This window comes from Bradyrhizobium archetypum (genome assembly GCF_013114835.1).
GTDB lineage: Bacteria > Pseudomonadota > Alphaproteobacteria > Rhizobiales > Xanthobacteraceae > Bradyrhizobium > Bradyrhizobium archetypum.
Genome location: NZ_JAAVLW010000005.1, coordinates 561,542 through 583,099, shown reverse-complemented (window position 1 = coordinate 583,099; position 21,558 = coordinate 561,542). Strand labels below are relative to the sequence as shown.

19 protein-coding genes are annotated in these 21,558 nt (G+C 63.0%); 11 read left to right on the top strand and 8 right to left on the bottom strand.

All coding sequences use genetic code 11. The features are described 5' to 3' along the window. The first annotated feature begins 5 nt into the window (after positions 1 to 5). The 4 genes from HCN50_RS19240 to HCN50_RS19225 all read left to right on the top strand — a co-directional run bounded on the left by HCN50_RS19240 (position 6) and on the right by HCN50_RS19225 (position 4,656). Positions 6 to 1,748, top strand: a complete 1,743-nt coding sequence (locus tag HCN50_RS19240; protein ID WP_171711222.1) for an AMP-binding protein — start codon at positions 6 to 8, stop codon at positions 1,746 to 1,748. After that, a complete protein-coding gene (locus tag HCN50_RS19235; protein WP_171711221.1) occupies positions 1,741 to 2,220 on the top strand; it encodes a MaoC family dehydratase in 480 nt (159 codons plus the stop codon). Before HCN50_RS19240 ends, HCN50_RS19235 begins: the two co-directional genes overlap by 8 nt. A 141-nt stretch (positions 2,221 to 2,361) precedes the next feature. Continuing rightward, a complete protein-coding gene (locus tag HCN50_RS19230) occupies positions 2,362 to 3,279 on the top strand; it encodes an SDR family NAD(P)-dependent oxidoreductase (RefSeq protein ID WP_171711220.1) in 918 nt (305 codons plus the stop codon). A gap of 141 nt (positions 3,280 to 3,420) precedes the next feature. Continuing rightward, positions 3,421 to 4,656, top strand: coding sequence for a BaiN/RdsA family NAD(P)/FAD-dependent oxidoreductase (locus HCN50_RS19225; RefSeq protein ID WP_171711219.1), 1,236 nt, complete (start codon positions 3,421 to 3,423; stop codon positions 4,654 to 4,656). A gap of 194 nt (positions 4,657 to 4,850) precedes the next feature. Here the strand turns inward: HCN50_RS19225 and HCN50_RS19220 are convergent, their stop codons facing one another. Genes HCN50_RS19220 through HCN50_RS19210 form a run of 3 tightly spaced genes read right to left on the bottom strand, consistent with a single transcriptional unit; the run spans position 4,851 to position 8,275 of the window. After that, positions 4,851 to 5,933 carry a D-TA family PLP-dependent enzyme gene (locus HCN50_RS19220; protein ID WP_171711218.1) on the bottom strand — a complete coding sequence of 361 codons (1,083 nt, stop codon included), beginning with the start codon at positions 5,931 to 5,933 and terminating at the stop codon, positions 4,851 to 4,853. Positions 5,934 to 5,962: 29 nt separating this feature from the next. After that, positions 5,963 to 7,777: an ABC-F family ATP-binding cassette domain-containing protein gene (locus tag HCN50_RS19215; RefSeq protein ID WP_171711217.1), complete on the bottom strand. Its 1,815-nt coding sequence runs from the start codon at positions 7,775 to 7,777 to the stop codon at positions 5,963 to 5,965. A gap of 3 nt (positions 7,778 to 7,780) precedes the next feature. Then, positions 7,781 to 8,275: a YaiI/YqxD family protein gene (locus HCN50_RS19210; protein ID WP_171711216.1), complete on the bottom strand. Its 495-nt coding sequence runs from the start codon at positions 8,273 to 8,275 to the stop codon at positions 7,781 to 7,783. A gap of 149 nt (positions 8,276 to 8,424) precedes the next feature. Here HCN50_RS19210 and HCN50_RS19205 point away from each other — a divergent pair, with 149 nt between their 5' ends. Next, the gene (locus tag HCN50_RS19205) at positions 8,425 to 9,219 is read left to right on the top strand and encodes a hotdog family protein (protein ID WP_171711215.1); all 795 of its coding nucleotides are present in this window, start codon (positions 8,425 to 8,427) and stop codon (positions 9,217 to 9,219) included. Between the two features lie 189 nt (positions 9,220 to 9,408). Here HCN50_RS19205 and HCN50_RS19200 read toward each other — a convergent pair whose 3' ends face one another. Then, positions 9,409 to 11,781 carry a xanthine dehydrogenase family protein molybdopterin-binding subunit gene (locus HCN50_RS19200; RefSeq protein WP_171711214.1) on the bottom strand — a complete coding sequence of 791 codons (2,373 nt, stop codon included), beginning with the start codon at positions 11,779 to 11,781 and terminating at the stop codon, positions 9,409 to 9,411. A gap of 213 nt (positions 11,782 to 11,994) precedes the next feature. Between HCN50_RS19200 and HCN50_RS19195 the strand changes: the two genes are divergently transcribed. After that, positions 11,995 to 13,038 carry a Ppx/GppA phosphatase family protein gene (locus tag HCN50_RS19195; RefSeq protein WP_171711213.1) on the top strand — a complete coding sequence of 348 codons (1,044 nt, stop codon included), beginning with the start codon at positions 11,995 to 11,997 and terminating at the stop codon, positions 13,036 to 13,038. Positions 13,039 to 13,120: 82 nt separating this feature from the next. Here HCN50_RS19195 and HCN50_RS19190 read toward each other — a convergent pair whose 3' ends face one another. Further along, positions 13,121 to 13,750, bottom strand: coding sequence for a phasin family protein (locus HCN50_RS19190; RefSeq protein WP_171711212.1), 630 nt, complete (start codon positions 13,748 to 13,750; stop codon positions 13,121 to 13,123). 219 nt (positions 13,751 to 13,969) lie between these two features. Here HCN50_RS19190 and HCN50_RS19185 point away from each other — a divergent pair, with 219 nt between their 5' ends. The 3 genes from HCN50_RS19185 (at position 13,970) to HCN50_RS19175 (ending at position 16,837) form a co-directional block, all read left to right on the top strand. After that, on the top strand, positions 13,970 to 14,920 hold the full coding sequence (locus HCN50_RS19185; RefSeq protein WP_171711211.1) for an alpha/beta fold hydrolase: 951 nt from the start codon (positions 13,970 to 13,972) through the stop codon (positions 14,918 to 14,920). Positions 14,921 to 15,091: 171 nt separating this feature from the next. Further along, positions 15,092 to 15,781 (top strand): RlmE family RNA methyltransferase, encoded by a 690-nt coding sequence (locus tag HCN50_RS19180; RefSeq protein ID WP_171711210.1) that lies wholly within the window; start codon positions 15,092 to 15,094, stop codon positions 15,779 to 15,781. Positions 15,782 to 15,991: 210 nt separating this feature from the next. Beyond that, a complete protein-coding gene (locus tag HCN50_RS19175) occupies positions 15,992 to 16,837 on the top strand; it encodes a Crp/Fnr family transcriptional regulator (protein ID WP_171711209.1) in 846 nt (281 codons plus the stop codon). 28 nt (positions 16,838 to 16,865) lie between these two features. Here the strand turns inward: HCN50_RS19175 and HCN50_RS19170 are convergent, their stop codons facing one another. The 3 genes from HCN50_RS19170 to HCN50_RS19160 all read right to left on the bottom strand — a co-directional run bounded on the left by HCN50_RS19170 (position 16,866) and on the right by HCN50_RS19160 (position 19,397). Next, positions 16,866 to 17,090, bottom strand: coding sequence for a hypothetical protein (locus HCN50_RS19170; protein ID WP_311968073.1), 225 nt, complete (start codon positions 17,088 to 17,090; stop codon positions 16,866 to 16,868). Positions 17,091 to 17,208: 118 nt separating this feature from the next. Continuing rightward, entirely contained in the window at positions 17,209 to 17,649 is a 441-nt protein-coding gene (locus HCN50_RS19165) for a phasin family protein (protein ID WP_171711208.1), read from the bottom strand. Between the two features lie 269 nt (positions 17,650 to 17,918). Beyond that, positions 17,919 to 19,397 carry a DHA2 family efflux MFS transporter permease subunit gene (locus tag HCN50_RS19160; RefSeq protein WP_171711207.1) on the bottom strand — a complete coding sequence of 493 codons (1,479 nt, stop codon included), beginning with the start codon at positions 19,395 to 19,397 and terminating at the stop codon, positions 17,919 to 17,921. Positions 19,398 to 19,535: 138 nt separating this feature from the next. On the opposite strand from HCN50_RS19160, the gene HCN50_RS19155 reads away from it, so the two are divergent. After that, complete coding sequence (locus HCN50_RS19155) at positions 19,536 to 19,784, top strand: hypothetical protein (RefSeq protein ID WP_171711206.1); 249 nt, start codon at positions 19,536 to 19,538, stop codon at positions 19,782 to 19,784. 209 nt (positions 19,785 to 19,993) lie between these two features. Beyond that, entirely contained in the window at positions 19,994 to 21,484 is a 1,491-nt protein-coding gene (guaB, locus tag HCN50_RS19150) for an IMP dehydrogenase (protein ID WP_171711205.1), read from the top strand. Positions 21,485 to 21,558 lie beyond the last annotated feature (74 nt).

The following is a 21,558-nucleotide window of genomic DNA, read 5'->3' as shown; positions in this document are numbered from 1 at the left end:
ACCCAATGACGACCTTCCGGGAAGCGCGCGCCTTTCTGCTCAAGCATCGAACCGACTACGATGCGGCCGTGAAGGGGTTTCGCTGGCCCGATCCGGTTCCGTTCAACTGGGCGCTCGACTGGTTCGATGCGGAACTGGCGCAAAATCATCAAAGCCGGGACCGTACCGCGCTCTGGATCGTCGATCCCGGCGACAGGGAAACAAAACTCTCCTTCGCCACACTGTCGCGCCGCTCCAACCAGGTCGCCAACTTCCTGCGCGCGCAGGGGCTGAAGCGCGGCGATCATCTATTGCTGCTGCTCGGCAATGTCGTGCCGCTATGGGAGACCATGCTGGCGGCGATGAAGCTCGGCGTCGTCGTGATCCCCGCCACCACGCTGCTCACGCCGGACGAGTTAAGCGATCGGCTCGATCGCGGCAGGGCGAGGGCGGTGGTCGCAACGGGAGATCAGGTCGCAAAGTTTGCCGGCTTAGGTGCCGACAATCTGGTGCGCATCGTAGTCGGCGCGACGGCGACGCACGATGGCTGGCTCCCATTCGAGGAGGCGGCGAGCGCTTCCGAGACGTTTACTCCGGATGGCCCTACCAATGCCGACGACCCGATGCTGCTTTATTTTACCTCGGGCACCACGGCCAAACCGAAGCTGGTGCGACACAGCCAGCGCAGTTATCCGGTAGGCCACCTCTCGACGATGTTCTGGCTCGGCCTGCAGCCCGGCGACATCCATCTGAACATCTCTTCGCCGGGGTGGGCCAAGCATGCCTGGAGCTGCTTCTTCGCGCCGTGGAATGCAGGCGCCACCGTCTTCGTAGTCAACCAGCCGCGCTTTGACGCAAAAGCTCTGCTTGCAACCATCGGCCGCTGCGGCGTCACTACGCTGTGCGCGCCGCCGACGGTGTGGCGGCTGTTCATTCAGGAGAAGCTTGCTGACTTCAAGGTTAGCCTGCGCGAGGCCTGCGGCGCGGGCGAGCCGCTCAATCCGGAAGTGATCGACCAGGTGAAGGCGGCGTGGGGCCTGACCATCCGCGACGGCTACGGCCAGACCGAAACCGCCGCGCTGGCCGGCAATGCACCGGGCCAGAAGGTCAAGGTCGGTTCGATGGGCCGTCCGCTGCCGGGCTACCGCGTGCAGATCACAGATCATGACGGCAACGTCACCAGGGAGGGCGAGGTGACACTCGTCCTCGGCGCCGACCGCCCGGCAGGCCTGATGCAGGGCTATCAGGGCGATGACGGCAGGCTGAGCGGGGCCGACGGCGATCTCTATCGCTCCGGCGACGTGGTGTTTGCCGACGACGAGGGCTATCTCACCTTTGTCGGCCGTTCGGATGATGTTTTTAAATCCTCCGACTACCGCATCAGCCCGTTCGAACTGGAAAGCGTTTTGCTCGAACATGAATCGGTCGCCGAAGCCGCCGTCGTCCCGAGCCCGGATCCGATCCGGCTCGCGATCCCCAAGGCCTTTGTGTTGCTGACATCGGGCGTCGAGCGTTCGCCGGAGACGGCGCTGTCGATCTTCAAGCACCTGCACACAAGGCTCGCGCCGTTCAAGCGCATCCGCAAGATCGAACTGGTGACGGAACTGCCGAAGACGATCTCCGGAAAGATCCGCCGCGTCCAGTTGCGCCGCCTCGAGCATGATAATGCCAGAAGCGATGCATTCCGCGGCGCCGAGTTCCGCGAAGAAGAATTCCCGGAGCTGCAGAAGGTGCGGACCGCCGAGGCTGGAGAGCTAGCGAATGAATGAAGTCTGGAAGAAGCCGCCGGTCTCGTTGTCGACCTATCAGGACATGGTCGGCCAGGAAATCGGCGTGTCGTCGTGGCACCTGATTGACCAACGGCGGATCAATATTTATGCCGACGTGATCGAGGACCATCAGTTCATCCATGTCGATCCTGAACGCGCGAAAAAGGAAACCGCGTTCGGCAGCACCATTGCGCATGGCTTTCTGACGATGTCGCTGCTGAGCATCATGTCCTACGAGGTGATGCCGGTCATCGAGGGCACTTCGATGGGCGTCAATTACGGCTTTGACAAGCTGCGCTTCCTCTCGCCGGTCCGCGCCGGATCGCGGGTCCGCGGCCGGTTCACGCTGGCCGAGGCCAAGCTGCGCAAGCCGAAAGAGCTGCTCTCGCGCACTAATGTCACGGTCGAGATCGAGGGCGAGGAAAAGCCCGCCCTGATCGCCGACTGGATCGGGCTGATTTATTTCAGTTGACCTCAGCCCATCATGGCGGGCTTGACCCGGCCATCCATCACTGCTCAAAAAAGCTCTTCAATTTTGATGGATGCCCGGGTCACCCCCGATCAAGTCGGGGGCAGGCCCCCGGGCATGACGAGAATCCGGGAATCGCAGCTCATGGCAATCAGGTTTGACGGACGCGTCGCAATCGTCACCGGCGCGGGCAATGGTCTGGGACGGGCTCATGCGCTGGGGCTGGCGAGCCGCGGCGCCAAGGTGGTGGTCAACGATTTCGGCGGCGCGCGCGACGGCACCGGCGGCTCGCTGTCGCCGGCTGAAGCCGTGGTCGAGGAAATCCGAAAAGCGGGCGGCATCGCGATGGCCGACGGCGCCGACGTCTCGAAGTTTGGACAGGTCACGGCGATGGTCGAGCGGGCTACCAAAGAGTGGGGCAGCGTCGATCTCTTGTGCGCCAATGCCGGCATTCTTCGCGACAAGTCGTTCGGGAAAATGGATGTCGCCGATTTTGCCAAGGTGCTCGATGTCCATCTCGTCGGTACATTCTACTGCTGCAAGGCAGTGTGGGATGGCATGCGCGAGCGCAACTATGGGCGCATCGTGCTGACCACCTCGTCGTCAGGCCTGTTCGGCAATTTCGGCCAGGCCAATTATGGCGCCGCCAAAGCCGGCATGGTTGGCCTGATGAACGTGCTGGCCGAAGAAGGCCGCAAGAACAACATCCGCGTCAACACCATCTCGCCGACGGCGGCGACGCGCATGACGGAAGAACTGCTGCCGCCGCAGGCGCTGGCCTTAATGAAGCCCGAGGCGATCACGCCGGCGGTGGAATATCTCTTGAGCGAGGACGCGCCGACCCGCACCATCATGGGCGCGGGCGCCGGTTCATTCGCGGTGATCAAGATCATCGAGACCGAGGGCATCAACCTGGCCCCGTCCGATTGGACGCCGGACGCGATCGCGGCGCATTTTGCTGAGATTGACGACGTATCGAAGGCGAAAGCGCTGCAGGGCGCATTCGAGCAGACGCAGAAGTACGTCGCCCAGGCCGCGGCGCGGGCGGGGATTAAGTTGTAAGATATTCGTCGTTCCGGGGCGATGCGAAGCATCGAACCCGGAATCTCGAGATTCGCCGGTGCGCAATTGCGCACCTGAGCTCTGGTCCTTCGAACCATCCCGGAACGACGGCCTTCTCCTGGGCAACCGGACATTCGCCCCATGTCCCCCACTTTATCCCACGTCGCCATCATCGGCGCCGGTCCCGCCGGCCTGATGGCGGCCGAAGTCCTTGCGCGTGGCGGTGCCGCCGTCACGGTCTACGACACGATGCCGTCGGGCGGCCGAAAATTCCTGATGGCCGGGCGCGGCGGGCTGAACCTCACGCACAGCGAGCCGCTGCCGGCATTCCTCGCGCGCTACCGCGAGGCAAAGTCGCATCTGAAAAACGCCATCGAAGCATTTCCGCCGCAGGCGTTGCGCGACTGGAGCGAAGCGCTGGGGCAGGAGACGTTTGTCGGCTCCAGCGGCCGGGTATTTCCGAAGGTCTTCAAGGCCTCACCCTTGCTGCGGGCCTGGCTGCGCCGGCTGGATTCGCAGGGCATAAAGCTGGCGCTGCGTCACCGCTGGACCGGCTGGGACGAAGCCGGCCGTCTGCGGTTCGAAACGCCTGACGGCGCGCGCGTCGTCGAACCGCGCGCAACCGTGCTGGCGCTCGGCGGCGCAAGCTGGCCGCGGCTGGGCTCCGATGGCGCATGGACAGAAATCCTTGCAGGAAGAGGCGTGAAGATTTCGCCGCTGCGGCCGGCGAATTCCGGTTTCACGGTTGCCTGGTCGGAGATTTTTCGCGATCGTTTTGAAGGCGAGCCGCTCAAGGGCGTGGCGCTGACTTTTGGCAAGCACAGCGTCCGCGGTGAAGCCATCATCACCCACACCGGCATCGAAGGCGGCGCGATCTACGCGCTGTCGGCCGAATTGCGCGAGGCGATGCTGCGCGATGGGCGGACGACACTGAACGTCTCCTTGCGTCCCGATGCGACGGTCGGAGAATTGACGGCGAAACTATCGGCTGCCAAGGGCAAGCAGTCCTTCTCGAACTTCCTCCGCAAGGCTGCAAATCTCTCGCCCGTCGCAATCGGCCTGTTGCAGGAGGCCGCCAAGGCATCCGGGACGTCGCTGGCTGGGCTTTCTCCTGCTGATCTGGCCCAATTGATCCAGGCGGTGCCCATAACGCTCAACGGCATCGCGCCGATCGCGCGCGCGATTTCGACGGCGGGCGGCATATCATTCGATGAACTCGACGATGCCCTTATGCTCCGCCGCTTGCCCGGCGTGTTCGCGGCTGGCGAAATGCTCGACTGGGAAGCGCCGACCGGCGGCTATCTCCTGCAGGCGTCGTTCGCAACGGGGACTGCTGCGGGACGAGGGGCGTTGAGGTGGCTGGAGCGCAAACTCTAACCCCGTCATTGCGAGGAGCGCCGAAGCAATCCATTCTCCGCAAGCGGTGAAATGGATTGCTTCGCTACGCTCGCAATGACGGTGAAATGCAGGCGCTTGCCGCAGAAATCGTAAGGTGGGCAAAGCGCAGCGTGCCCACCGCTACTTGCTCGCTCTTGATGGTGGGCACGCTGCGCTTTGCCCACCCTACAATCTCACCGCAACTTCCCCCGTGCCGCGACCGGCAGCGTGCCGATGATCTCCTCGCCACGCACCATCACCACCTCGTCCATCATGTTGACGACGACGCAGACGTGATTAGGCACGATCCGCACGACGTCGCCCACATTGGGCCGCGTGTTGCTGCGGGTCAGGTCGAGAAAGCCGTGCTCCTCCGCAAAGCGCGCGATCCTGGCTTCCGGATGCTCCAGGATCAGCCCGTAACCGTCGAGCCCGCCGCCGGGATCGGAGGTCAGCGTCTTCGAGCCGGCGTCGAGGATGCCGCGGTCCGGGCCGGCGCGGCTGACGACCGTGGAATAGATGTTCAGCGCGCAATCGTCCCATTCGGCGACGCCGGCGGCGACCTGCATGCGGTCGTTGTAGATGTAGGTGCCGGGCCGATGCTCGGTCGCACCTTTGAGCTTGCCGAGGTTTTTCAGGTTCGGCGAGCCGCCTGTTGAAACCATCGCCGCATCGAGGCCGTGCGCGCGCACGCCGGCCAGCGCCTCGTCAAAGAACTTCTGTGCCTCGGCCCAGCCGGTTTCGGTCGGGTACAGCATGAAGCCTGCAAACTGCAGCCCCTTGGAGCTTGCGATCTCGCGGGCCAGCGCAATGGCTTCAGCCGGCGTCTCGACACCGGCGCGTTTGCGGCCCGTATCGCATTCCACCACGACGTTGAGCGTACGCCCGGATGCTGCGGCCGCTTGCGGCAGACCGGCGATCACTGTCGAGTTGTCGGCCGCTACCGTCATATTCGCCTTGGCCTGCAGCGCGGCGAGACGGGCCATCTTCTCTTCGCCGATCAGGTTGTAGCTGATCAGGATGTCGTCGATGCCGGCTTCCGCCATCACTTCGGCCTCGCCGAGCTTCTGGCAGGTGATGCCCTTGGCGCCGGCCGCGACCTGCATTTGTGCCAGCAGGGGACTCTTGTGGGTCTTGATGTGCGGGCGATTGGCGACGCCGGCGGTATCGCAGGCCACCTGGACGCGCGCGATGTTGCGCTCGACGCGGTCCATGTCGATGACGGCGCAGGGTGTGCCGTATTCGCGGGCGATTTTTGCGGCGAGGGGCGTTGTCATGCTCTTCTCTCTGTTCGAAATCCTACGCTTTAAGCCTGCTCTATCTCTTCGCGCAAAACCTCAAGCTCCAGCCAGCGGTCTTCGGCAGCCGAAAGCTCTTCCTGCGCCTTTGCAATCGCGGCCGAGGCCGCGTCGAATTTCTTGCGATCCTTGGCGTAGAGGTCGGGATCGTCAAGCAACTTCTGCTGCTTTGCAATCTCGGCATGCAGTTTCGCGATCGTCTTCGGCAGCGTCTCCAGCGCATGCTTCTCGTTGAAGCTCAGCCGGCGCTTCGGCGCGGCGGAAGGCGTGACCGCCTTCGCCTCTTTCTTTTCCTCGACAGGTAACCCCGATTTGACTGCCTCGCGCGTCAGATCCTCGCCGCGCTGCGCCAGCATGTCGGTATAGCCGCCGGCATATTCGATCCACTTCCCCTGGCCCTCGGGCACGATCACCGACGTCACCACGCGGTCGAGGAAGTCGCGGTCGTGGCTGATCAGAATCACCGTGCCCTCATACTCGCCGAGCATCTCTTCCAACACGTCGAGCGTCTCGAGATCGAGGTCGTTGGTCGGCTCGTCCAGCACCAAAAGGTTCGACGGCTTTGCCAGTGCACGCGCCAGCATCAGCCGGCCGCGCTCGCCACCGGACAGCGCTTCCAGCGGCGTGCCGCGCTGCACCTCGGCGAACAGAAAATCCTTCATGTAGCCGATGACGTGTTTTGGCTTGCCGCCGACCATGACATGGTCGCCGCGTCCACCGGTCAATGCTTCGGCGAGCGTCGATTTCGGATCGAGGCTTTCGCGGTGCTGGTCGAGCGTCGCCATCTCGATATTGGCGCCGAGCCGGATCGTGCCGGAGTCGGGCGGGTCGGTGCCGATCAAAAGATGAACCAGTGTGGTCTTGCCGGCGCCGTTCGGGCCGACGATGCCGATCCGGTCGCCGCGCTGGATGCGGATCGAAAAGTTTTCCACGATCTTGCGGTCGCCAAACGCCTTGCCGATGCTCTTCGCCTCGATCACCAGCCGGCCGGATTTCTCGGCTTCTGCCGCGGCGAGATTGGCATTGCCGGTCGCGCCACGATAATTGCGCCGCTGGTCGCGCAGCGCATGCAGGTTGCCGAGCCGCTTGACGTTGCGCTTGCGGCGCCCGGAGACGCCGTAACGCAGCCAGTGCTCCTCATTGACGATCTTGCGGTCGAGCTTGTGCTGTTCGCGCTCTTCTTCCGCCAGCACCTCGTCGCGCCAGGCTTCGAACGCGGAAAAGCCGCGGTCGATCTGCTTGATCTGGCCGCGATCGAGCCAGGCGGTCGCGCGCGACAGGTTGGAGAGAAAGCGGCGATCGTGGCTGATCACGACGAGCGCGCATTTGCGGCTCTGCAATTCGCCTTCAAGCCATTCGATGGTCGGCAGGTCGAGATGGTTGGTCGGCTCGTCCAGCAGCAAGATGTCGGGCGAGGGTGCCAGCACCCGCGCCAGCGCGGCGCGGCGGGCTTCGCCGCCCGAAATATGCGCGGGGTCTTCATCGCCGGAAAGCCCGAGCTGTTCGACCAGGTATCGCGCCTGATAGTGATCGTCGCCGGGGCCGAGGCCTGCCTCGACATAGGCGAGCGTGGTCTTGTGGTCGCCAAAATCAGGCTCCTGCGGCAAATAGCGGATGGTGGCGCCGGGCTGCACAAAGCGGCTGCCGCCGTCGGGCTCGACAAGGCCTGCCGCGATCTTGAGTAGCGTCGATTTGCCCGAGCCGTTGCGCCCGATCAGACAGACGCGCTCGCCCGACGACACCGACAGTTCCACGCCAGACAATAGCGGCGTGCCGCCAAAGGTCAGGCTGATATCCTTCAACTGGATCAGCGGCGGCGCCATCGTTCAATCCTGGTTCGGCGCAGGCAGCTCGGCCCGCTGGCGCTGGATACGGCGGATGGTCTGGTCGAGCGTCGACAGGAATGCCGAGCGATCGCGCGGCGCAAACGATTTTGGACCGCCGGTTACTTCGCCCGACGAGCGCAGGTCGGTCATCAGGTTGCGCACCGCGAGCGTCATGCCGATCGACGCTTCCGTGAACGGTTTGCCGTTCGGCGCGATCACGTCTGCTCCTGATTTGACGCAGCGGCTGGCGAGCGGAATGTCCGAGGTGATGACGATGTCGCCCTTGCCGGCGCGCTCCGCGATCCAGTCGTCGGCGGCATCCATGCCGGAACCGGCGGAGATGCGCTCGATCAGCGGATCCTGCGGCACGCGGATGAAATTGCCCGCGACCACGCTGACCGGCAGGCCGTGCCTGACAGCGACGCGATAGATCTCGTCCTTCACAGGGCAGGCGTCGGCATCGACATAGATGCGGGTGGGGTTCACGTCAGGCATATCGGTTCGAAAGCGCGTTATTGCCCGCGCGTGGTAACCTATTCGATGACCGAATGCGAGGAAAACGAGGCCGGGAACACACTTGCCACGGCACATTCAGCGCGTACCATAACCGGCGGAAAAACAACCAAAAACAATGGGAAACAGGCATGTCCATCGAGCCGTACCGCGTCCACGCCTATAACACCGCCAAGCAATCCGAAAACAAGATGCATGACGACGCCGTGGCCAAGCGGTTCGGCTTCTCCGGCGGGCTGGTCCCGGGCGTCGACGTGATGGCGTACATGATGCACCAGCCGGTGGCGAAATGGGGCCGCGCCTTCCTCGAGCATGGCCTGATCGACGCGCGTTTCGTCAAGCCAGTCTATGATGGCGAGCTCACGGAGCTGACGGCGACCGAAAGCGACGGCGTGCTTTCGATAGAGGTGAAAAGCCGCGGCCAGCTTTGCGCCACTGGCACCGCCTCCTTGCCGGCCTCGGCGCCTGCGGTTTCAATTGCGGACTACAAGGAAGTCGCTGTTGTCGCGGAGCGCAAGCCGGTCAATGCTGCTTCCTATGAAGTCGGCAAATGGCTCGGCACCACGCCGCGCGACTGGGCGGGCGATGCGGCCACGGAGTACTTGGCCGATATCCGGGAAGCCGATCCGATCTACGGCAACGAGGATCTCGGCCATCCCGGCCTCTTGCAGCGGGTGATGAACAAGGTGCTGGTCGACAATGCGATCCTGGGACCATGGATTCACGTCGGCAGCCGCATGCAGCTTTTGTCGGCTGCGAAGACCGGCGACGTCATCACGGCGCGGGCGAAAGTGATCGGCAATTACGACAAGAAGGGCCACCGCTTCGTCGAGCTTGACGCGCTCGTCGTCGGCAACGGCATGACGCCGCTGGCGCATTGCCACCACATCGCGATTTACCAGCCGCGCGAGCAGGCGGCGGCGTAACAAGGATCGTCATTGCCGGGTTTGACCCGGCAATTCATCATGCTTCAGCCTCAATCTCACCTGTCATTCCCCGCAGGCGGGAATCCAGTACGCCGAGGCCGGCACGGTTCTACACGAGCGTCTCTGGAATCCTGGGTCGCTTGGTCAAGCCGGGCGATGACAGTTGTGTGTATGGCGAACAGCGCGGCCCTATGCCGCCGCCTTTTTCGCATCCTGGATCGCGCGCCACACCCGTTCGGGCGTGAGCGGCATATCGATTTGCTTGATCCCATACTCCGACAGCGCATCGATCACCGCGTTGACGATGCAGACGAGGCTGCCGGCGCAGCCGGCTTCACCGCAGCCCTTGGTGCCCAGCGGATTGGATTTGGCGGGCGAGGGGTGGTCGCCGATCTGCATCGGCGGAATGTCTTCCGCCCGCGGCAGCGCGTAATCCATGAACGAGCCGGTGATCGGCTGGCCATTGGCGTCGTAGCTGACCTGCTCCATCAGCGCCTGGCCGATGCCCTGCGCGACGCCGCCATGCAACTGGCCGGCGACGATCATCGGATTGACCACCGTGCCGAAATCATTGACCGCGAAATAGCGGATGATCTTTACGACGCCGGTCTCGGGATCGATCTCCACTTCCGCGACATGGCAGCCATTGGGGAAGGTGGACGGCGTGTCCTTGGTGGCATGGTCGACGTCGAGCGATAGCGGCACGCCTTCGGGCATCTTGCCCTCGCGCAGGCGCTTGGCCAGATCCATGATGCCGATCGAGCGGTCGGTGCCGGCGATGGTGAAGCGGCCGCCTGCGAACTCGATGTCGCCTTCGGAGGCTTCCAAAAGATGCGCGGCCGCCTGCTTGCCCTTCGCGATCACCAGCGCGGAGGCCTCCACAATCGCCTGGCCGGTGGCGGTGATCGAGCGCGACCCGCCGGTGCCGTTGCCGAAGCGGACGAGATCGCTGTCATTCTGCTCGATGGCGATCTTCTCGAAGGGAATGCCGAGCTGCGCCGAGAGCACCTGCGCGAACGGCGTGGCGTGGCCCTGGCCGTAATCGAGCGTGCCGGTCGTCAGCTTCACCGAACCGTCAGGCTCGAAGCTGATCTTGCCGAGCTCGCCGCTCGGCGGCGCGGTGACTTCGAGGTAGGAGCCGACGGCGATGCCGCGCAGCTTGCCCTTCTTCCTGCTCTCCTTCTTGCGCTTGGCAAAATTGGCATGGTCGGAAATCTCCAGCGCCTTGTTGAAGACGCCGGCGAAATCGCCGCTGTCATAGGTGACACCGGATGCCGCTGCGAACGGCAGTTGCGACGGCTTGATGAAGTTGCGCTTGCGCAGCGTCAGTCGGTTGATGCCCATCTCGTCGGCGGCGCGGTCGATCAGCCGCTCCATGTAGTAGTTGGCCTCGGGCCGGCCGGCGCCGCGATAGGCGCCCATCAGCGTGGTGTTGGTCAAGACGGTCTTGATGTCGACGCCGAGCAGGGGCGTGCGGTAGACGCTGGCGAGATTCTTGCCGGTATTGAGCGACAGCGGCCCCGGCGCCACGCCGGTGATGTAGGCGCCGAGATTGCCGTAGCCCGAGAGCCGCACCGCGAGAAACCTGCCGTCGGCATCGAGCGCCAACTCGGCGTGGATGAGCTGCGCGCGGCCATGACTGTCAGAGAGAAAACTGGTCGACCGCTCGTCGGTCCATTTCACCGGACGGCCCAGCACCTTCGCAGCGTGCAGGATGCAGGTATATTCGGGATAGTTGACGTTCTTCATGCCGAAGGAGCCCCCGACATTGGCGGTCAGGACGCGCACCTTGTCGTTCGGCACGTTAAGGATTCTGGCCAGCATCACCTTGTTGCCGGAAACGCCCTGCGTCGGCACCTGCAGCGTGAAGCGTTCGGCCGCCTTGTCATAGGCGGCGAGCGCGACGCGCGGCTCCATCGACACCACGGCAACGCGGGTGTTGACGATGTCGAGCCTGGTCACATGCGCGGCGCTGGCGAACGCGGCGTCGATCTTGGCGCTGTCGCCATAATGATAATCGAGCGCGACGTTGTTCGGAATGTGATCGTAAAGCTGCGGCGCGCCGGGCTTGGCGGCCTCCGCAGCGTCGGTCACCGCCGGCAGCGGCTCAATGTCGAGTTCGACGGCCTCCGCCGCGTCGCGCGCCTGCGCCAGCGTTTCCGCGACAGCGAAAGCCACGGGGTCGCCAACAAAACGCACCTTGTCGGTCGGCAGCGCCAGACGGTTAGTCTGCAATAGCGGCGAACCGTCGCGGCTCTTCAGCGGCAGGCCGCAGGTGAAGGGGTTGTAGCCGGCCGCTTCGAGGTCCTTGCCGGTCCAGATGCCGAGCACGCCGGGCATGGCCTTGGCGGCAGCCGTGTCGATCGCCTTGATGATCCCGTGGGCATGGCTGGAGCGAACCATCCAGCAATAGGCCTGGCCGGGCAGGGTGAAATCGTCGGTGTATTTGCCCTTGCCGCGCACCAGCGTGTCGTCTTCCTTGCGGCGCACCGGCTGCCCCACACCGTATTTTTGCAGTGCGATAGCGTTGTCCAGGACGGAGGCCGACGTCTGATCTTGCATGGAAAAGCACCTGAAATGCGTAGGAATCCCTTGGATTCAATGGGTTTCGCGGGTTCCCGCTCAGATAACGTACCGTGTCAACCCCGACAACGCCTGATTGGGCATAGTCCTATGTGATGGGTTGTTGCGTACCCCCTTGGCGCTGCTAAAGTTTCCGTGAACGGTGATTTTCTTCGGCGGGTCCGGACAGGTGCCTGCGGAAAGACAGGTTTGATGGATGACGATACGCGGCTCCGCGATGGTCCTAGGGCCTGCGCAAGCCCGCCAGGGTCGGTTGCGGCGGCAGCGGCAAACGGTGTCTATGCCGCGCTCGACCTCGGCACCAACAATTGCCGGCTTTTGATCGCCAGCCCGGTCGGCGATAGCTTTCGCGTGGTGGATTCTTTTTCGCGGATCATCCGGCTTGGCGAAGGTATCTCCACAACCGGTTCCATCAGCGAGGCGGCGATCGAGCGCGCCATCGCGGCGCTCAGCATCTGCAGCGACAAGATCCGCTACCGCAAGGCCAAGCGCCTGCGGTTGATCGCAACCGAAGCCTGCCGCGCCGCCGCCAATGCCGACAGCTTTCGCGCCCGCGTTGCGCGAGAGACCGGCATCCGACTCGAGGTGATTGATCGCGAGACCGAGGCGACGCTGGCGGTGATCGGCTGCTCGCCGCTGCTCGATGCGAGAGGGCGGGGCGCGATCCTGTTCGATATCGGCGGCGGCTCGACCGAACTGGTGCGGATCGAACGCGATCCCGCCGAACAGAATGCGCCGCCACGGATCAAGGCGTGGATCTCGATTCCGCTCGGCGTCGTCACGCTGGCCGAGCATTTCGGCGGGCGCGACGTGACGGCTGAAGCCTACGGAGGCATGGTGCGCGAAGTCGCGCAATATGTGGCGCCGTTTGCCGCCGAGCACGGCACGGATTTGCGCGACATGCATATGCTGGGCACCTCAGGCACCGTGACCACGCTCGCCGGTGTTCACCTCAATCTGGCGCGCTACGATCGCCGGCGCATTGACGGCATCTGGATGAACGGTTCCGACGTCACTGCCGTCATCCAACGGCTGCTCGGCATGAGCTATCAGCAGCGTGCCAACAATAATTGCATCAGTCTCGAGCGCGCCGATCTGGTGCTGGCCGGCTGCGCCATTCTCGACGCGATCCGCGACGCTTTCCCATTACCGCGGCTTCGCGTCGCCGACCGGGGCTTGCGCGAGGGCATGCTGGTCGAGATGATGCGCGAGGACGGCGCGCTCCGGTCGTGCTGATGTGTGGCTTCTGACTATGCCGATAAAGTGGAAGAGCGGCCGAACCTGACCGCTCTCCTAAATGCTGAGCCGAACGGCCGCACTAGGCGGCATGCCGCATCTCCTCCATGTTTTGCTTGATCTGCTTTCCGGCATCGTCGGCCAATTTGAGCGACATGTCGGCTATCCGGCGGCTGCTCTCCAGAACAGATCCCACGGTGTCACGGACCAAGTCGGTCTGAACGGCTGCAAGTTCCTGCGGAGTTCGGCAGGCAAACAATTCATTCATGCGGTCCATGCTCGTCTCGACCTGATGACGAACCAACTGCAGATATTCCTGCGAGATCCCACCCATCACTTTGGCAGCAGTTGTGCCGGTATAAAGGATGGTTTGCGCGTTGCGGGCCGATCGTTCAGTTGCCTGTTGCACTCCCTCTCCTGACAGCCCGAGCGTACGACCAAGTTGCTCCGTGGATCGCCCCATGACGGTCGTCGCCATATCCAGGCCGAAGCGCCAGGTGTTCTGTAGTGTCTCGGCGTTTTGCTGGAATAGGCTAGCACTTGCCCGGGCCACTTCCTCGCCAGCCTCGGCCGCAGCCTGTCCGACGCGCGTCGTCTGCTCGGCTGCAGCTTGTCCAAACCGGCTGGTCTGTTCAGCAGCCTTCTCGCCGGCGCGGCGGGCTGCGTCTTCCATACCTTGGGTAGACTTCTCCCCTTGGCGTGGGTTTGCCATCTTATGTCTCCGCTGATTGCAGGTTGATGACTTCCCCCAGCTCCGTCCCGGGCAACGCAATCGTTGTGGGAGCGTTCCAAGCTTCCCGATCTTTTCCGCGCTCCTCGTTTGGTTCGCAACGAATGGTTAGGAACGTCGGCAACATGTCGCGGTTATGCCGCAGACTGGCTCTTCGCCCGCCGCAATTCGGATCGCTACGCACGCCACGAGGCTCAGCGAATGTCCACTGCCGAAGCCATCTTCGTAGTCACCGTCGGTGCTCTCGTTGTTCTGGTAATCGGGAATATACTGTTCTCGTTCATGGCCGAACGGAAGAACCCACCAATCGGCCGTTTCATCGAGTGCGACGGAGTGCGGCTGCATTACCTCGAACGGGGTGACCCGGCAGCTCGGTGCGTCGTGCTGTTGCATGGCAACGGCACGATGATCCAGGATTTCATCATCAGCGGAATTGTGGATCGTCTTGCCAGCCGCAGCCGGGTCATATGCTTTGATCGACCGGGGTTCGGATACAGCCAGCGACCGCGCGCGCGGATCTGGACTGCAACGTCCCAGGCGGCGCTGTTTGTAAAGGCGCTTGATCAGCTCGGCGTGCGCGATCCCGTCGTGCTCGGCCACTCCTGGGGTGCACTGGTCGCTGCTGCGATCGGATTTCAAAAGGAGTACCCGATCCGCGGTGTTGTGCTTGCCTCCGGATACTATTTCCCCACCCTGCGGTGGGATTTCTGGATGATGTCAGGTCCAGCCGTACCGGTGCTCGGGGATTTGCTCCGCTACACGGTCGCACCGCTTATCTCATGGGCCATTTTGCCGGCCCTCATTCGCAAGCTGTTTGCACCCCACTCTGTCCCGGAAAACTTCAAGCGTGGCTTTCCATCGTCCCTGACGCTCAGGCCAAAGCAGCTGAGGGCAGCGGCGGAGGAAAGTGCGTTCCTCATTCCGGAAGCCGCGCGGTTCCAGTCTCGCTATCCGAGCATGCGATGTCCGGTCCATATTTTCCATGGAACGGGGGACCAGATCATCGAGCCCGAACAGTCTAGCCGTCTACACCAGGTGTTGGGTCGTTCCGAGCTGCATCTCGTTCGGGATGCCGGCCATATGGTGATCTATGCCGACAGCACCGCGATTGCTGAGGCCGTCGAGTCCCTGGAAGTCATGATGGCCAAATAGGGCCGGCGCTGGGGGTGCGGTCGGCGAACTCGTCCATTGCATATTGACGTATGCCGCCTGGGCTGACAGCCCGAATGGCGGCTCATCATACTCGCTTCAATGCGCATTCACTTCCGTGCTACTGATTTTCCGGCTCCGGACCCGGGCTCACATTTCAAGACAAGTATCGACATGGCAAAAGACACCACCGGACGGCTGCACGTCACGGTCAAGACCGCCGGCAAGCGCAAGCTGTCGTCAAAGCTCTGGCTGGAGCGGCAGCTCAACGATCCCTATGTGGCGAAAGCCAAGCGCGAGGGCTATCGCTCGCGCGCGGCCTACAAGCTGATCGAGATCGACGACAAATACCGCCTGCTCAAGCCTGGCTCGGCGGTGGTCGATCTCGGCGCGGCGCCCGGCGGCTGGAGCCAGATTGCGGCCAGGCGCGTCGGTGCGGTCAATGGCAAGGGCAAGGTGATCGCGATCGATCTGTTGGAAATGCCGGAAATTCCCGGTGTCACCTTCGCGCAGCTCGATTTCCTGGCTGACGACGCACCCGAAAAGTTGATGGCCATGATGGACGGGCGCGCCGACGTCGTGATGTCCGACATGGCGGCCAACACCACCGGCCACCGCAAGACCGATCAACTCCGCATCATCGGCCTCGTTGAGACAGCGGCGGCTTTTGCCGCCGAGGTGCTCAATCCCGGCGGAACGTTCCTGGCCAAGGTCTTTCAAAGCGGCGCCGATGCCGAACTTGTCGCGCAATTGAAACGCGACTACGTGACCGTGCGCCATGTGAAGCCGGCGTCCAGCCGGCAGGATTCCTCGGAGCGCTACGTGCTGGCGATGGGGTTTCGCGGGCGCGGCAAGCAGCCTTGAGCGCAACCTTGGCGATGCCATGACGGGACAGCGTCTTCAGCAGTTGTAATGCGGGGCGGAAGCGAACCCCAGGTCCTGTGCGAATCTCCTGGAACTTTCCTCACTTACTGCTTATTTGATTAGTCAGGCGCTGTTCATGCGCGTGCAGTCCTGCCGCCACCGGGACTCTGCAGCGAGCCGCGCCTCCGTCGGGGAAGGAGTATTCCCGTGATGGAGCAGAGGACCAGGGTTGGTAATCGACTGTTAGCTGCGTTGCCGACGGCAGACCTCGATTTGCTTGTGCGTCATTTCCGATTGATCGAGCTTCAGCGGGATGCCGTGCTAGTGCGGTCGGGCGATCCGGTACAACGGATTTATTTTCCCCTTGGCGGATTGATCGCCTTCATCATGGATATGCCCAACGGACAAACGGTTGCGACCGCCGTCGTCGGCAATGAAGGAGCTGTGGGCGTGCTCACGATGCTCGGGCCATCGCCTTCTCCGATGACCGCGGTGGTGCGGGTAGCGGGGACCGCCCTGCAGATTTCGCCGGCACAATTTCAGGCGGCGCTTGAACGCAGCAGCGCCTTGAGGGGAGCGGTTCAAACCCTCACCAGGGCACTGATGGCGCAATTTCAACATGTCGCGGCCTGCAATGCCCTGCACTCGGTCGAGGCGCGTTTGGCGAGATGGTTGCTGCAGGTGCATGACCGGGCTGACGGGGGCGTCCTGCCTCTGACCCAGGAGACGCTTGCCGAATTTCTCGGCGTGCGGCGGACGACAGTAACGCAGGTCATCTCAAAGCTTCGCGATTCAGGCGCGATCCGATCCAATGCTCGCGGCTCAATCGAGATTGACAGACCGCGGCTCGAAGCATCGGCATGCGAATGCTATCAGCTCATGCGCCGCAGGATCGGTCGGATCGTTTTTCCGGACGAGATGACGCCGCCGGGGCATGACCGGCCGACCGACAATCCCCGCGGCCAAGCCTCACAATCGGCTAAGCCAGAGGAAATTCAAATTCATCGGCGCACGGGCGGTCAAGGAACGACTGGGTCGCGGGCAAGGAGCCATTGATGGAATGGCAGCAAGGCCTCCGCGGGCTCTACGCTGGTTGCGGAGCAAGCGCAGCTCTCGGCCTGTGCCGGTTCTCATCCGGCTCGTGAACCCAGGCCTCCTTGGCAAACCATTCGTGACTGGCTTCGCAGATCAGACAGAAGGTGCGGGCGAAAAACACCGGGCTGCAGCGAAACCGTTCCCGATCCGCTTTCATGCCCGTCGAGATAGTGCGCCCGGTCTCGGGGGACTTGATCATGACGACGCCCATCATTGGTACTCCCTCCCTGAATTTTTTCATTGGCGGCATTGTGCATCGGCTGGAGTGCGCCCTTCTCTCGGGGGAGCGCTTTTCCAGCCGATCCCGGCGGGCTGCGAAGGTTCGACTAAAACTAGGCCGCCTTCTGCAGCACGCTGGCAAAGCTCTTCTTGATCGGATCGGCAGTCTCGTTCGCGACCTTGCGAGTGAGCTCCCAAAGCTCGCGGCTCTGCGCGGCTGTGGCTTGGAAGTTCTTGAAGCCTTGCGCGGCGGAGAGCTGCAGGATTTCCGAAGGCACCTTCGTGCCCAGGAGATGGCTAAGAAAATCAAAGGCGGAGTGGATGTTGGCGCCGGAGAACTCGACGACTTTGGCAGCGTAGTCCGCAGCACCTTTGGTGTTGACAGCATAGGCTTCGCGGAGAGCATAGTTGATTGCTCCCGACGCGATCGTCATCTTCTCGATGGCTTCCTTTGCTTGGTTTATGTTCTGCTCGGCGAGCCCAGCAAAAATGCCAAACGATGTGCCGCCGGCTTTCGGATGGGCATTCGCTTCGTTCGTATTTACTTCACTCACGGGTGTTCATCCTTTCAAGCGAAACTGAAATGAAACAACAGACACGTGCTGCGCCACGGTGGATCCGCCACCGAAATGGAGAAGGATTTCCCTCCATAATGTGCAGAGGTGGACAGGCCCCCGGCCGCTTGAGAGCAGATATGGCCGACTGGTGCCGATGCTTCCGTTCGCTTTCTGACTCTCACGTCGGATTTTTTCCGGCGGCATTTTAGCGCGGTGCGGAAACGGGAGATTCCGGCATCTGGGCGTGAAACCGCCTGCGCGGCGAGCTATCCCAGCCGCTGATCCCGCGCGTCCTCGGCACCTTCGCTGGCGGCCTTCTTGGTCGCTGCTTTTTCGGCGCCCTTGCGGCTGGAAATCTCGACGACCTTGCGTCCCGAAATCTCATGGCCTGCGTCGTCGGGCATCTGCCAGAAGAAATAGGCCGATACGGCCGAGATGATTGCGACCACAAGGAACGCGGGCGGGAATACGCCGGCACCCAATTCGGTGACATGCTGGTACAGCATGGTCGATTCCACCGAGAACGCGCCGACCGCGACCCCTGCGGAAATTGCCAATTGCTGGTTGACGCTGACGAGCGTGGTGGCGCGGCTCATCTGCGCCGGCTCAACCTCGGCATACGCGACGGTATTGATCGCGGTGAACTGCAGCGAGCGGAAGAAGCCGCCGACGACGAGGATGATGAAGATCAATAATAGCGGCGTCGTCACCGTGAAGAGGGCACAGGCAGCCAGGAACACCGCGCTGACGACGGCATTGACCGTCATCATGTAGCGGAAGCCGAAGGCGCGGATGATGCGGGCGGCCAGCGTCTTCATCCCCATGGCGCCGACGGCCGAGGCAAACGTCACGAGGCCGGACTGGAACGGCGTCAGCCCAAATCCTTCCTGCATCAGAAGCGGCAGCAGGAACGGCAATGCGCCGATGCCGAGCCGGAACAGGAAGCCGCCGATGATGCTGGCGCGCATGGTGGAGAGCCGCAGCAGCGCGAAATCCAGCACCGGCGAGCCGGTGCGTCTGGCATGCATCACGTAAAGCGTCATCGAAATCGTGCCGACCGCGACGAGGCCGGCGACGATCGGCCAGGGCAAAAGACCGAGGCCGGCGACCGAGAGGCCGAAAGCGATGCCGGCCAGCCCAATGCCGGCCAGCACCAGCCCGTAGAGATCGAAGCGTTCGGGATCCTCGCTCTTGATCGGATCGATGAACTTCATCGCCATGAAGATGCCGAGCAGCCCGATCGGGATGTTGATCAGGAAAATCCAGTGCCAGGAGAAATAGGTGGTGATGAAGCCGCCGAGCGGCGGGCCGATCACCGGCCCGACCAGCGCCGGCACCGTCACCCAAGTCATCGCATTGACAAGCGCGCTCTTGTCGATCGAGCGCAGCAGCACCAGCCGTCCGACCGGCGTCATCATCGCGCCGCCCATGCCCTGCAGGATGCGCGCGATGACGAAATGAGTGACATTCTGCGACAGCGCGCACCCGATCGATCCGATCATGAATACGCCGATCGCGATCGAGAACACCATCCGCGCGCCGAAGCGGTCGGCGGTCCAGCCGCTGGCCGGAATGAACACGGCGAGCGACAGCAGGTAGGAGGTGATGGCAAGCTTCAGCGTCAGCGGGCTGGTGCCGATATCGGCCGCAATCGCCGGCAGCGAGGTCGCAATCACCGTCGAGTCCATGTTCTCCATGAACAGCGCGGTGGCGACGATCAGCGGGATCAGGCGTTGCTTGTCCATCGTATCAGGGGATTGAAGAAAAAGGCAGGCGAGGGGCCTGTATCATTCCGCCGCCGCACAAGCCATTGCGGAACCGCGCAAACCACCTAAATCCTGCGTGACGCTGGTATGCACCGCGCCAGCCGCTGGAGGTCTCGCATGATCTACGTTCTCGCGGCCTTGTTGCCGCCGCTCGGGCTGCTCCTGAACGGGCAGCCGTTTTCGGCGATCTTCAACCTGGTCCTCATCGTATTCTGCCTGGTTTTCGGGCTGATTTTTCACGTTCTGCTCTTGGTGCCGTCGGCGCATGCGCTGATCGCGGTCCACATGAAGCGTGAGGACCGCCGTCACCGCGAGGTGGTCGAGGCGATCCGCCAGCATGGCCCGCCGCCGGGATACCGCCTCTAAGCCCTTACCCTAAGCCCTTGGGATTGCGGGATTTCCCGAAAAATCTGTGCATGGCAGCCAAATGCTTTGATTCGGCGTGCTGCCATGCTATCGACCAGCGTCAACCCCACCGATGGGCCTCGATTCGACGGCGATGCCGCTAGCATCGCCGAAGGCGGCGTTCATCCCTAGGACTTATCGCGGCGGTGAGCCGCCGAAAGGAGTTGGCAATGGCGCAGGGACTTCAGGCTATCCGTGAAGCCTTTACGTTCGACGATGTGCTTCTCAAGCCCGGTCTCTCGGATATCCTGCCCTCGGAGGCCGATATCCGCTCCCACGTCACCCGCGCGATTCCGCTGAATATTCCGATCATCGCGTCCGCAATGGACACGGTCACCGAAGCGCGTATGGCGATCGCGATGGCCCAGGCCGGCGGCATCGGCGTTATTCACCGCAATTTCGATCCGGAGGGACAGGCTGCGCAGGTGCGGCAGGTCAAGAAGTACGAATCCGGCATGGTGGTCAATCCGCTGACCATCGGCCCGGACGCGATGCTGTCGGACGCGCTGGCCCTGATGAAGGATCACGGCTTTTCCGGCATTCCCGTCGTCACCGGCGCCAGCAAGAACGTGCCCGGCAAGCTGATCGGCATTCTCACCAACCGCGACGTCCGCTTCGCGACCGACCCGAAGCAGAAGGTCTCGGAGCTGATGACGCACGAGAACCTCGTCACCGTGCGCGAGGGCGTCAGTCAGGACGAGGCCAAGCGGATGCTGCACAAGCACCGTATCGAGAAGCTCTTGGTCGTCGACGACCAGTACCGCTGCGTCGGGCTGATCACCGTCAAGGACATGGAAAAGGCGGTCGCGCATCCGCTCGCCAGCAAGGACGCGCATGGCCGCCTGCGCGCCGCCGCGGCGACGACGGTCGGCGAGGGCGGCTATGAGCGCACCGAGCGGCTGATCGATGCCGGCGTCGATCTGATCGTGGTCGACACCGCGCACGGCCATTCCTCCCGCGTGCTGGAAGCGGTCAATCGCATCAAGCGGCTTTCCAACGCCGTGCAGGTGATTGCCGGCAATATCGCAACGAAAGAGGGCGCCCAGGCGCTGATCGATGCGGGCGCGGATGCGATCAAGGTCGGCATCGGTCCGGGCTCGATCTGCACCACGCGCATCGTTGCCGGCGTCGGCGTGCCGCAGCTCACCGCGATCATGGATGCGGTCGAAGCGGCGAAGAAGGCAAACGTCTCGGTGATCGCCGACGGCGGCATCAAATATTCCGGCGATCTGGCGAAAGCGCTGGCCGCCGGCGCCGACATCGCCATGGTCGGATCGCTGCTTGCCGGTACCGACGAGACGCCAGGCGAAGTGTTTCTGTGGCAGGGCCGTTCCTACAAGGCCTATCGCGGCATGGGCTCGGTCGGCGCGATGGCGCGCGGCTCGGCCGACCGCTACTTCCAGCAGGACATCAAGGATACGCTGAAGCTGGTGCCCGAAGGCATCGAGGGTCAGGTGCCGTACAAGGGTCCGGTCGCCAATGTCATGCACCAGCTCGCCGGCGGCTTGCGCGCCGCGATGGGCTATGTCGGGGCGCGCAACCTCGCCGAATTCCACGAGAAGGCGCAGTTCGTCCGCATCACCGGCGCGGGCCTGCGCGAAAGCCACGTCCACGACGTGACGATCACGCGGGAAAGTCCGAACTATCCGGGCGGAGTGTAAGCGCTTCCACATCGCGGAATTCTCGCCGTTATTGCGAGGAGCTCGCGACAAAATTGCAAAGCAATTTGCGCTGA